The organism is Pseudomonas sp. TH06, assembly GCF_016651305.1.
In the GTDB taxonomy this organism is placed as follows: domain Bacteria; phylum Pseudomonadota; class Gammaproteobacteria; order Pseudomonadales; family Pseudomonadaceae; genus Aquipseudomonas.
In genome coordinates, this window is the sequence record NZ_JAEKEC010000002.1 from 55481 (window position 1) to 67964 (window position 12484).

The 12484-nt window shown below is 53.0% G+C and carries 11 protein-coding genes; 6 read left to right on the forward strand and 5 right to left on the reverse strand.

Translation table 11 applies throughout. From position 1 onward, the window contains the following. The first annotated feature begins 355 nt into the window (after positions 1 to 355). Together JFT86_RS23775 and JFT86_RS23780 are read left to right on the forward strand one after the other, a co-directional pair. Positions 356 to 1540 (forward strand): cyanate transporter, encoded by a 1185-nt coding sequence (locus tag JFT86_RS23775; protein WP_201238699.1) that lies wholly within the window; start codon positions 356 to 358, stop codon positions 1538 to 1540. 197 nt (positions 1541 to 1737) lie between these two features. Then, complete coding sequence (locus JFT86_RS23780; RefSeq protein ID WP_201238700.1) at positions 1738 to 2673, forward strand: LysR family transcriptional regulator; 936 nt, start codon at positions 1738 to 1740, stop codon at positions 2671 to 2673. A gap of 125 nt (positions 2674 to 2798) precedes the next feature. On the opposite strand, the gene JFT86_RS23785 is transcribed toward JFT86_RS23780, so the two are convergent. From JFT86_RS23785 to JFT86_RS23805, 5 genes are all read right to left on the reverse strand, one after another. Continuing rightward, positions 2799 to 3719: a LysR substrate-binding domain-containing protein gene (locus tag JFT86_RS23785; protein WP_201238701.1), complete on the reverse strand. Its 921-nt coding sequence runs from the start codon at positions 3717 to 3719 to the stop codon at positions 2799 to 2801. 87 nt (positions 3720 to 3806) lie between these two features. After that, the gene (locus JFT86_RS23790) at positions 3807 to 5903 is read right to left on the reverse strand and encodes a DUF6311 domain-containing protein (RefSeq protein WP_201234533.1); all 2097 of its coding nucleotides are present in this window, start codon (positions 5901 to 5903) and stop codon (positions 3807 to 3809) included. After that, the gene (locus JFT86_RS23795) at positions 5900 to 6286 is read right to left on the reverse strand and encodes a GtrA family protein (protein ID WP_201238702.1); all 387 of its coding nucleotides are present in this window, start codon (positions 6284 to 6286) and stop codon (positions 5900 to 5902) included. The genes JFT86_RS23790 and JFT86_RS23795 overlap by 4 nt, the downstream gene beginning before the upstream one ends. Then, positions 6283 to 6993, reverse strand: coding sequence for a methyltransferase domain-containing protein (locus JFT86_RS23800; protein WP_201238703.1), 711 nt, complete (start codon positions 6991 to 6993; stop codon positions 6283 to 6285). The genes JFT86_RS23795 and JFT86_RS23800 overlap by 4 nt, the downstream gene beginning before the upstream one ends. A 3-nt stretch (positions 6994 to 6996) precedes the next feature. After that, a complete protein-coding gene (locus tag JFT86_RS23805) occupies positions 6997 to 7962 on the reverse strand; it encodes a glycosyltransferase family 2 protein (protein ID WP_201238704.1) in 966 nt (321 codons plus the stop codon). A 277-nt stretch (positions 7963 to 8239) separates the two neighbouring features. Between JFT86_RS23805 and JFT86_RS23810 the strand changes: the two genes are divergently transcribed. From JFT86_RS23810 to JFT86_RS23830, 4 genes are all read left to right on the forward strand, one after another. Continuing rightward, positions 8240 to 8431 (forward strand): DUF1508 domain-containing protein, encoded by a 192-nt coding sequence (locus JFT86_RS23810; protein ID WP_201238705.1) that lies wholly within the window; start codon positions 8240 to 8242, stop codon positions 8429 to 8431. A gap of 481 nt (positions 8432 to 8912) precedes the next feature. Continuing rightward, positions 8913 to 10049 carry a hypothetical protein gene (locus JFT86_RS23815; RefSeq protein WP_201234540.1) on the forward strand — a complete coding sequence of 379 codons (1137 nt, stop codon included), beginning with the start codon at positions 8913 to 8915 and terminating at the stop codon, positions 10047 to 10049. A gap of 422 nt (positions 10050 to 10471) precedes the next feature. After that, positions 10472 to 11503, forward strand: a complete 1032-nt coding sequence (locus JFT86_RS23825; RefSeq protein WP_201234541.1) for a glycosyltransferase — start codon at positions 10472 to 10474, stop codon at positions 11501 to 11503. A gap of 3 nt (positions 11504 to 11506) precedes the next feature. Beyond that, a complete protein-coding gene (locus tag JFT86_RS23830) occupies positions 11507 to 12454 on the forward strand; it encodes an NAD-dependent epimerase/dehydratase family protein (protein WP_201238707.1) in 948 nt (315 codons plus the stop codon). Positions 12455 to 12484: the final 30 nt, after the last annotated feature.

A 12484-nucleotide genomic window follows, 5' to 3' on the forward strand; every position in this document is an offset into this window, starting at 1 on the left:
ATTGTGAAAAATTCATTAACCAAGGCATGCCAAACTTTAGGCAGGCAACCATCAATTTTTTGTGAAAAAGACGCCAACGATTAGTTGGCAGGTGGTAATGAGCCAAAACTTGCGAAGTATTTGAGAATGGTTCAGTTCTCATTCAGCGAAAAATGCGCGTTCCCTGTAGGCGCTGCCGGAGGCTGCGATCCTTCGATCCTGATTTTTTAAAGCAAGGTCAAAGGATCGCAGCCTTCGGCAGCGCCTACGGGGATCGGGGTGTTATCGAGTTTTTAAATACTGCTCGGGATTTTCTGGTTTGTCCGGTTCGGCAGCCAGGCGCCTAATTGTCAGCCTCTCGCTCATAGGTCTGAAGATGGAAAACGTCCGCGCCACTTCCCGCCCCGCTCTCTGGCTGATGCTCGCCATCATTCTGGTTGCGCTGAATCTGCGTCCGTCGATGGCCGCGGTCGGACCGTTGCTCTCGGCAATTCGCGGCGACATTCCGCTGAGCTTCAGCCTCGCGTCGTTACTGACCATGCTGCCGGTGATGGCCATGGGCATGGCGATGTTTTTCGGCATTGGCATCAGTCAGCGATTGGGTGAGCAGCGCACGGTACTGCTGTCGCTGCTTATTATTGGGCTGGCAACGCTGGCACGGCTGTTTGTCGACTCGGCGGTGGAGCTGATTGTCAGCGCGGTGCTGGCGGGGATCGGCATCGCGTTGATTCAGGCGTTGATGCCGGCGCTGATCAAAACGCGTTTCCCTGACAACGTGGCGCTGTGCATGGGCTTGTACGTGACCTCGATCATGGGCGGCGCGGCCATTGCAGCCTCGTTCGCCCCGCTGGTGATGGTGCAGACCGGAAGCTGGCGCCTCGGGTTGGCCATTTGGGCCGCGCTGGCGTTATTGGCGCTGCTGTTCTGGTGGTCACAACGCACGCATCTGCCAAACGCCATCAGCGCTGCGGCGAGGAAAGAATCGTTTTTCGCCAATTCCCGCGCCTGGTTACTCGCGATCTTCTTCGGTCTGGGGACGGCGTCCTACACCTGTGTACTCGCCTGGCTGGCACCGTACTACGTCGAAAAAGGCTGGAGTGAACAGAACGCCGGTCTGTTGCTGGGTTTTCTGACGGCCATGGAGGTAATTTCCGGCCTGGTAGTGCCAGCCATCGCCAATCGCAGTCGTGACCGGCGCGTGGTGCTGATGGCGCTGCTCGGATTGATCATCGCCGGCTTCTGCGGGCTGATCCTCAGCCCACAGCATCTCAGCCTGCTGTGGCCATGTTTGTTGGGGCTGGGCATTGGCGGACTGTTTCCGATGAGCCTGATCGTCTCGCTCGATCACCTCGACAATCCCCAGCGTGCCGGCGGCCTCACCGCTTTCGTGCAAGGCATTGGTTATCTGATTGCCGGTCTCTCACCCCTACTGGCGGGGATGGTTCGTGATCAACTCGGCAGCTTCGAATGGGCGTGGTGGTCGCTGACGGCGGTGATGGCGGTCATGCTGCTGATGGTAATGCGCTTTGATCCGCGACATTACGCGCGGCATATTCAATGATCGCGGCAGCGCATGAGCTAGAGGCTTCTGGCCACCTTTTCGAGGATTATTCAACGACGTCGTGTTGCTAAAACTTTCTGTCCCACAACTGTCCGTGAAATGTCCTACAGGGGTTTCTCCTAGTACCATCGTTCCGTTAGGATCGTACGCACACGTTTGCGCGGATTCAGCGCAAGGAGCACAGCGAGACAGTACGGATGCTGAACAGTAACTTGCTTCGAAAGCTCGACATGCAGGACCTCATGGTGTTTATCGCCGTGTATGAGCAGAGCAGCGTCACCGATGTGTCGGAAACGCTGTTCGTCAGTCAATCCACCGTTAGTTATTGCCTGAAAAAACTGCGTACCAGTTTCGAAGACGAGCTGTTCATCAACACCCGTACCGGCATGCGCCCGACCTACAAGGCCAGCAGCATGTACAGTCATGTGCAGAAAATCCTCGAAAGTATCAACCTGTGCCACGCCGGCGCACCGGCATTCGATCCGAGCCGGCAAGCCGTCACGTTCAATATCTGCGCCCCGGAATACTTCGAACAACTGATCCTGCCGCGTCTGTTGAAGCGTTTCGACTACGATGACTTGCCGGTGATGGTCAATATGCATAAGTTCGAAACCGACGTCCCGGCCGATGAGCTTCGCGACGGTAGTCTCGATCTGGTGATCAGTTTCGGCCCGAACTTTCACCGCAGCCACAATGATTTGAAATCGCGGATGCTGCTCGAAGATGATCTGGTCTGCGTCTTCGACAAGCGTGCCACCCCCCTGGAACCGCGCCTGAGCCTGCAAGCCTTCACCGAACGTCGGCATGTATTTCCGACACCGTGGACGTCCACCACCAACATGGTCGATGGCTGGCTCGCACGGCAGGCGCAGAAACGTCAGATCGTGGCGCGTTCCAACAGCTACAGCGCCGCCCTGAAAATGATCACCGGCACCGATTTCATCCTCACCCTGCCCCGACGCATCCAGCGTTTACTGACCAAAGAAGCCATCTTCAATCACTGTGAAGCGCCCAATGGCCTGCCGGGTTTCACTCTCGACATGCAATGGAGCCAGCAGGCCGACCATGACAGCGCCAACGTCTGGCTGCGCGAGCAAGTGATCAAGGTGTGCAGCGAACTGGAAGCCGCCTGAGTCCCAAGCCGTTGTAGGCGCTGTCGAGTGAAACGAGGCTGCGATCTTTGATCTTTAAAAACAAGATCAAAAGATCGCAGCGTGCCGCAGCTCCTACAGGGATACCGCGCATTGCTGACGTGATTTCAAGGCGCGGTGAGTGGTCGCTCGCTCATGAACGCTTCCAGTCGCGAACGCAACCAGCGTTCGGCCGGGTCGCTGTCGACATGACTGAGCCAGACCATCGACAGATCCAGCATCGGTGTCTTGAAGGGAAACGGTTCCTTGAACAGCAGGCCGGACGCGGCCATGGCCTCGGCGGTGTAATCCGGCAGACTGGCGATCAGATCCGTGCCGGCCAACAACGCAGGTAACGCACTGTATTGCGGCACCGACAACACGACCTGGCGGGTGCGGCCAAGCTCGGCCAGCCACTCATCGGCGAAACCACTGATGTTCGCCGTGTGGGAAACCAGCACATGGGGGCGTGAGCAATATTCATCGAGCGTCAACGGTGAGTCGGACGCATCGGCACGCAGGATACTCGGCTGGATATGCCGCAGCAGTTTGCGTTTGGCATTGGCTGGCAGACCACGGGTCTGGCTGATGCCCACAGTGATGTCGCCAGCTGCGAGCAAATCGGGAATCCGCCAGTAATCGACGTGTTGCACCACGAACACGACTTTCGGTGCCTCCTGGCGCAAGGCGCGCAGCAAGGGCGGCAACAGGCCGAACTCGACGTCATCGGACAAGCCGATGCGGAAGGTCATGTTGCTGACAGCAGGATCGAAATTGTGCGTCAGGCTCAGCGCAACGGACAGCGAATCGAGCGCCGGCGAGAGATGACGAAAGAGTTCTTCGGCGCGGGCCGTCGGTTCCATGCGATGGCCGACGCGGATAAACAATGGATCGTTGAACATCGAGCGCAAGCGGTTGAGCGCCGAGCTGATGGTCGGCTGGCCGAGAAACAGTTTTTCTGCCGCCCGGGTCACATTGCGTTCGAGCATCAAGGTCTCGAACACCACCATCAGGTTGATGTCAGCCTTGCGCAGTTCATTTCGATTCATCCATTGCCCCCCTGATCCCCAGACTGGAGGCAGTGTAGAAAGTCCTTGGGCCTGGCGTCCATCAGCATGCACACAGTGTTTCAGTGCTCAGTGGACGGTCAGCGTTCTCAATCCCAGCCCCATGACCCGCGAATCACCATTCAAGCCCAGTTGTTGCGGGCTGACGGCATCAGGTAGATGTAACTGGAGTTTCAGCAGACCACCCTTGCCCAACGTCTCGCGGATCGCTGTACTGAGCGGAATTTCCAGCCGGTTGTCTTGCACCTGCGTCAGACGCGTCGACAAGACCTGTTCGCCATTGATACTGACGATAATCCGCTGGGTAAGAGCTGGCGGCATCGCGAATGCCGATGCCTCCAACACAATCGCGTGGGTATCAGGCATCACCCGCAGCGTGATTTCAGCATCTGACCCTTCGCTCCAGGTGCCCCAGGTTTCAGGCACCGACCAACCTTTGGTCAACTGTCGGCTTTTACGGTTGAATGTCTGCACCAGTCCTGACTGGCTGAGCGGAATCGAAGACATTGCCCGCCCCTCATCAACCATCGCCAGGCATTGATCGCAATGTTTCCAGCCCGGTGCCAACACAACAAAATCGTCTACGCGGGTCAGCAGGTCAGTATCGCTGTGCACACTGTGGATGGCAGCGTCCAACGCCTCGTCATCAATGATGTACAGCGAGTCGGCCTCGTACTCGCCAGTCGCCAATCTGCGCTGTGCATCGAGCTGGGTGCGTTCGAGCACAGAAGGACTCATGCGCCCCATGTACACGGCATCAGTCTGCATTCGATGAGTAGCGGCGAAATCGGCGATGGCCTGCCACTGATCGGGCTGATTTTTCGGAATCAACGCGCGGATATTCTTGTAATGACCCGCGGCGCTGTTCCAGAAAGGATCGTGCATTGGACTGGCCCATGCCGATGTCGGCGGCAGCATTTTTCCCGCCCGCAAACCCATCCAGGCAATTCGGGTATCCATCACTTGCACCACCAGCGCCAATGCAAGCAATCCCATGGCGGTGCGCACGCGATAACCACGTACGACGAGGAACACCAACAGCACGACGATGGCATAAAACACCGGCCAGAACATGCGACCCGAGGCACGAAAAATACTGGCCAGACGCTCAAGGATTTTGGGTAGCGGATAGCTGAACGTGTGCGTGCCCCAACCGATCTGATTCGACAGTGCGAACAGCGTCAGCCCGACCATCGCCAGCAGCAGCCACCACCGGCTAGCGAGTAACGCCTTCAAGGAAATACCGCTTCTGAACCAGGCAATCCCCGCCACTGGCACCAGCAAAAGAATCCCGAGGCCCAGATAGTTGAAGCCCTCATAATCGCCACCGCCCTTGGGGATGCCGGGCAATACATACGACCAGCCCTCCGCGTCGAACAGCGATACCAGATTCATGCGATACCAGCCAAAACCACCGCCGCCCGCACCGTCGACAATGCTGAAATAACCGGCCTGCCAGCAGCACACACTGACCAAGGCAAACAAAATTGCAAACTCGACCACCCCCTGAAGACGGCTGAGTTTGCCGTTTATGAATTTGGCAAACAGATCGGCAACCCAGATCAGCGCCACCATCACCAACAAATACGCGTGCACCAGCGCGGTGACGGCCAGCAATGTGCCCCATGCTGCACGACGCCGCTGGAGCGCCGGATGCAGCGCCAGATACAAGGCAGCAAGAATCAGGAAATGCCCGGCCAGGGACAAATGCCCACCCGTGCGGACAAACATCGGCGGGGAAAACACCAATAACCCCGTGCCCAGTAATCGCAGCACGGGATTGTCTGTCATCAAACCGAGCAGTTTCCAGGCAAACCAGGCTTGCAGAACGAAACAGGCCAGCAGCCACAGACCGAAGTACTGAAACGTCTCCGGCAACCAGCCACTGAACGGTTTGAACAGCAGCGCCATCAGTGGGTTGGAGTCGGAAAAGATGATCGCACTGCCCAACTCAAGCCCGTAAGAAGGGTTGAGCCCGAGTGGAAACGTCCAGGGCGAATGACGGAAATTCACCCAGCCCAGGTAATGCGTTGCCGGATCACCGTCCTTCAACCAGGCAATGTTCTGCGGATCAAGTGCCCGCGGACCGATCACCAGAAAAAACGCCAGCGCTCCGAGTAGTAAAGGCAATAACGCGAGCGCCGGATGCTTGTTCAATTCCCTCATCGATACGTCCAGAAGTTATGCAGCACAAAAGTGAATGCCGGAATGGTCAGCGCCACCGCACCGATACCCAACAGGTAGTGCAGCCCGGCCACTTGCGCCGCCCATGCAACCAACATCGCCAACAGAAATCCACCCAGCGACACCAGCAGAAAACGCATCAGGGTTCTGCCATGCAGTCGGGCCGAGAAACTCCAGGTGGTGTTGATTACGTAGGAAACGACTGTCGCGACGGCAAAAGCCACGCCGTTGGCAAGCGGTGGCTGAGGGGCGATGAAATTGATGAACAACACCGCGACCAGCGCATGCAAGCCAGTGACGAAAATCCCGGTCAGGGCAAAGCGTAAACCGCGCTGGATCAACGCGGCTTTTTCCGCTGAGGTCACGGTTTTTGCGCCAGCACAAAAACGCTCAATCCGGCGAGGCGATTCATGCCCATCAATGGCAGCTCCAGGCGGCAAAGTGCCTTGAGCACAGAGTTCACCAGCGGATGATGACGCTTGAGCTGCGAGCGTGGCGTCGCCGCTTGCGGGCCCTGTGGCAGCAACCGCAGTGCCGCCGCAATCGGGAACACCGCGCCGAAATAATAGGCACCGCGCTGCACCGTCAGGCCAGCATCGCGAGCCAGTGTCTCGAACTGTGCCAGGGTGTAGCGGCGCTTGTGTTCAAGGAAGTCGTCATGGCCACTCCAGAGAAACCGGAACGCCGGCACCGTCATCAAAAAGCGGCTGCCGGATGGCACTTTGTCGACGTATTCCTTGAGCAGACCGAGGTCGTCATCGACATGTTCGAGGACATCCATCAGCAGCACGAGATCGGCGTCGATGGTTTCAATGCCACGTCGGTAATGCACCGGTTTGCCGGTGGTGGTTGCATCGGAATCGGCGGGGTAGCTGATATCCACACACCACGCCTCACGCGCGTCGGTGTGGCTCAACAGATGATGGGAGAAAAACCCGGAACCGGCGCCCACATCGAGAATCCGCTTGATCGGCGCATCGCCTAGCAAGCGACGGGTGGCAGCCGCTTTGGAGCAGTAATACCAATGCTCACCGATGCTGTCGCCGAGGATGTCGGTTTCCTTGAGATCCATGTTTCAATCCTTGGGGTCGTAGACGCGACGCACCAGATAAACCGGCCGGCGTTTGGATTCAATATAAGTTCGGCCCAGGTACTCGCCGAGTACACCGATGCCAATCAATTGCAGGCCGCCAAGGAACGTGACCGCAACCATCAGCGAGGCGTAACCCGGCATGTCGACACCGTGGACCAACGTCCGCACCACGATAAAAATGGCAAAGGCAAACGACACCAGCGACACCAGTGCCCCGATGTATGTCCAGATCCGCAACGGTTCGGTACTGAAACTGGTGATGCCTTCGAGGGCAAAATTCCACAGCCGCCAGCCGTTGAATTTGCTGTGCCCGGCCACGCGCTCGGGGCGCTCGTAATCGACGTGAGTGGTACGGAATCCGACCCAGGCGAACAAGCCTTTCATGAAGCGCCGGGACTCGGGCAAGGTCAGCAAGGCATCGACCACACAACGATCCATGAGGCGGAAATCGCCGACGTTTTCGGGCAATGGCTGCTCGGCGATTTTATTGTGCAAGCGATAGAACCAGTGCGCCGAAGTCTGCTTGGCCCAGGTATCGCTGCGGCGACTGATGCGGTGACCCAGCACCACCTCGTAACCTTCCCGCCAGCGCTCGATCATCTGCAGGATCAGTTCCGGCGGATCCTGCAAATCGGCGTCGATGGGCACCACGATCTGCCCGGTGGCCATTTGCAGACCGGCAGACAACGCCGCTTCTTTGCCGAAGTTGCGACTCAGATCGACGATGCGCAGGCGCGAGTCTTGCTGCTGGTGCTCAAGCAAGCGCTGCAACGTGCTGTCAGTGCTGCCGTCATTGACGAACACCAGTTCAAGATCAATTGCCGGTTGCGTCTGAAAGACCTCATCAATGCGCAGGAGGAACGTGTCGAGACTGTCCTCCTCGTTAAAAACGGGGACAACCAGCGATAACGTCACCCGAACGTCCTGTTGCGTTCCGTGCTCAGTCAAAGGAGTGCTCTTTTTATAGTGTTTGTCGGTCGCCGAACAATCTTCGACGCCATGAGCCGACCCGTATTAAGCAGTAGCGCCGACGGCGTTGCAAGGGTCAAACGGCGTCATATCGGCCAAACCAGAGGCCTGTCCGTGCCCTCTAGCCCGCACTCTTCAGAAACATCCCTGAATGATTGGAAACAAATGTCCGATAGCCAAAATACCCCCCTGCGCTAGGCTTGCGTCGATGCGCCACACAGGCTGTCGCACGCACAAATCGCATGGAGCGAACTGAATGTATTTCGAGATTTACAGGCAATCCAGAGGCACCCCAAGCACCGGAAAAGGACAGTGGCGCTGGAGACTGAGGGCGGGCAATCACGAGACGATTGCCAGTGGCGAGTCTTACGTGAACAAGGCGGATTGTTTGCATGTGATCGGATTGATCAAGGCTGTGCAGGGGGAGACTCCCGTCAGGGAAATCTAATTTCAAGACCAGGATCACAATCAGAAAGAAAGAAGCTAAAAACCTCTACGCCCTGGTACTCAAGGCCAAGCCACTGCCTGTCTTCGCGCAGGCTAGGCTCAAGTTCATTCAATCTTTTCCTAAAGGAAGTCTCATAGCTTTATGCTGTGAGGCTTTTTTTCCATGCCTGATTAAATCGCCAAATTTATTGTCTTGAAAAGGCTATTTAATGCATAAAACAGAACAAACAAAAAACAAATTTCTCCCTTTATATATAGCACTGAAAATCGACCAACTCCAAACAGGGGTTAAAACTGCACACGGCGCACCCCACAAAAAAATCAATGACAACATCGAACATATTGAAAATCAATAAAAAGCACCATACTTAGTTTGAATGCCGAACCGACAATTCCAAAGTTGCATCGCGCCCCACTTTAAAAACTCAACAAAACATGATAACATCCGAAACTTTTAGAAACACGTTCACTAGGGAATGCAAATGGATTTTCCAGCAATTGGCGATGCAGAAGCTTACCGTATATTTGGAGAAACTTGTGCAGCGTATATAGAAAACTCCGACACCGCGCCCTATAATTGCTACAACGGCATTCGCCCTGTAGGCATCATGTTATATCATGCGCTGCCATTTCTCTTCACTAGCGACCCAATAAAGTCCAGCTATATCAGTTTGATGCTGAATATCATTTGCCTTATCGGGCTCATTGCATCGGTATTAATGATTTTCAGAAATCTGATTGATTCACCCGTTACTTCGCGGAGCAGGCTTGAACAAACCGTTGAAATCGGGCTCGTATTTTTAACGATACTATTTTGCATCTCTTATATCCCCGTCAGATCATCAGACATTCAAAGTCTTGTATTTTTCGTCAGCTCCATTGCTATAGTTTCAAACAAAGAATATAGACACAGACCCGCAATACTTATATTAGCAGGAGCGCTGGCCGGCACCTCTGTATTACTGAAGCAAAATTACGTAGCCTCAATATTTTTTCTCGTTGTTTTTTGGCTAGCCGCGGACTTCCGCGAGCACATCAACAATAAATTCAAAACACTGTTCTGGTATTTATTGGGCACTTCCGTATGCCTGATTCAGGTTGCATTGGTTTTCCATAATTCTACCGAAGGAACCCTGTGGTTTTACGAACCTAAATACATGGAGACCTACACCTCTGGAAACGTACAGCCCTATGTGGAACTCATCGCCTTTACCAAACCGGAGCCCGGCGCCTATATAACCACACTGCAACAAAAATTCTCCACACTGGAATTTGTCGCCATTCGATTCTACGAAGGAGTATCAAAATTTTACTGGTCAATGTATTTAGCAACAGCACCTTTTGATGAACATCCTGCCGCACTGATTATTAGCAACACAAAGATATTTTTTATTCAGCTTGGCATCGTCCTGAGCATCGCCGCAAGTCTTGCGACCTATCTATTCAAAAACAAATGGATGCTGATTATTTCATTAATGACACTGGCATCCGGACTCCTGACTGCATCAATCATGCATACTGAAAACAGATACTACGTAATGACCAAGCTGCTTTATCTGCTTGTTGCACTGGCAGCACTTACCCAACTATATAAAAAAACAAGAGCCCCAAAAACATGAGTACTTTTCCGATATGGGCCGCAAAAATACTTGACAAGTCCCTACTGAAATTTTTAGCAGTAGGACTAATGAATACATTCGTTGGACTGGCGGTCATTTACGCGACGAAGTATTTTTTTGGATTTGGGGATGTATATGCAAATGCCTTTGGCTATAGCTGCGGCCTGATCGTTTCCTATACGTTCAATTCTCGCTGGACCTTTGAATTCAAAGGCAAGCAACTATCAGCATTCAAAAGATTTTGCATTTGCTTTATACTTTCGTACATAGCAAACCTCCTGACTGTCATGACACTAATCACGATATTCAACTGTAATGCATATCTTGCTCAGGCACTGGGAATGCCAGCGTATACCATTACGAATTACGTGCTTTGCAAATATTACGTATTCAAGACCGAATAACCGACTGTTAAGAAGCCTATGAATATCAAGAATCATGAAAAACTGACGGAAAGGCGTGTGATGCTAACTCTTTCAACAGTAACCCCGGTTTACTCGGGACAGGTTTACCTTCGCGAGCTGGTTCTTGAACTCGCTAAAGTGAAAGAACAGTTGCGGGATGATGCTGCTCCCATTCAATTACAGGAATCCATTTTTGTATTGGATGAAGGTATCGATGACTCCGCAACAGTGCTGGCCGAGTTAGCGCGCGAATACGACTGGGTGCGAGTCATCCATCTTTCTCGCAATTTTGGACAACACCCTGCAACAATGGCAGGCATTCTTCACTCATCCAGTGACTGGATTGCTACACTCGACGAGGATCTACAGCACCCGCCAAGCGAGATCATTAAGCTGCTTTCTGAAGCAATCCTGCAGAACAAAGACGTAGCCTATGCCCAGCCCGTTGCCGCGGTTCACGAAAGCCTGATTCGAGATTTGGGTTCAGTTGGATTTAAGAAAGGGATGGAGTTCTTTACCGGTAACGATAAAATCTCATCGTTTAATAGTTTTCGCGTCATGAGAGGCACCCTCGCCCGTGCTGCCGCGAGCGTCTGCTCTTATGATACTTATTTTGATATTTCGCTGACCTGGTTCACCAAGCGCATGATATCTGTTCCGCTGAGCATCAAAGATCAGCGCGTTATCAATGGCGAAAAGAGCGGTTACTCTTTCAAACAATTACTTTCCCATGCACGACGAATGGCGATTTCAAGTAATACGAAATTACTTCGCTACGCAGGCCTAGCCGGAATTCTAGCGTTCTTGACATCATTAGTCTTGATGCTTTCAACTATTGTAAAACACTTCTTTTTCCCCGAGAGTATCGACGCTCATGGCTGGGCATCCCTATTTACGGGAATACTGTTTTTTGGAGGACTGATCAGCGTTATTGCAACTATCATAGCGGAATACCTTATGGTCGCCATTCTGCACCTGAATGGAAAGCCGACTTTTTATACAGTAGACAGAAGCCAAGATGTCACCTTGCTGGAATACTTTAAAAGGTAACATATGATCATATTGTATAAGGACTCAGACACCCGCCCGGAAATCAGGAGTATCGTCCTGATTTTCGGCGTGGGTTTGATAGGCAAGGAAATAGTCCATAGCCTTTTATCGCATGAACAGTACAAATCTCAGTCATATGACTTCCATTGGAATGATCGAAAACAGCAAGCAGCGGATGCTGAGAACCTAATTACGCAGTTTCGAAATATTGCACATGCCGGCACACGCGAGTCCGCACGCCCGAAAAAAATTAATGTTGCACTTGTATGGGCAGCGGGCAAAGCCGGCTTTGCCTCATCGAACGCGGAAATGGAAGAAGAGAAAATATCTTTCAACGTAGTACTTGAGGTTTACCAAGCTATTTCGAAATCCGGCTTGTGCAATACATTGAACTTCCACTTTGTGAGCTCGGCCGGCGGACTTTTTGAATCGCAACGATTCATTAATAAAAATTCAACTCCCTCTCCGTGCAGGCCTTATGGGAGCCATAAGCTTAATCTCGAAGAGTTACTGCTGAACTCGATAGGTGCAGACGCCAGCTTTATTTATAGACCAAGCTCCGTTTATGGCCCGATGAACGGCGGCCGACTCGGCTTGATTGCGATACTTATAAAAAACGGACTACAGAACAAAGAAGTCAAAATACTTGGCAACATGGATACACTCAGAGATTATGTATTCTGCGGTGATATAGGACAGCATATCGCCAAAAGGATAGTTTCGAACGCCTGCCAAGGCCGCATTGAAATACTGGCATCTGGGCGTCCGATGTCAATTTTGCAATTGAAAATAATTGTCGAACAAGTTATCAACAGAAAAATTTATATCTGCACCAGCACTTCAGATACTAACAGCGAAGATATCACCTTCGATGCCAGCAGCCTTCCTGCGGACTGGCGCCCTACAGAAATCAACCTGGGTGTCAGAAAGGTTTACGCTGATTTCTTTTGAGCATCATTCATGACGCCGTCCAAGCCAACA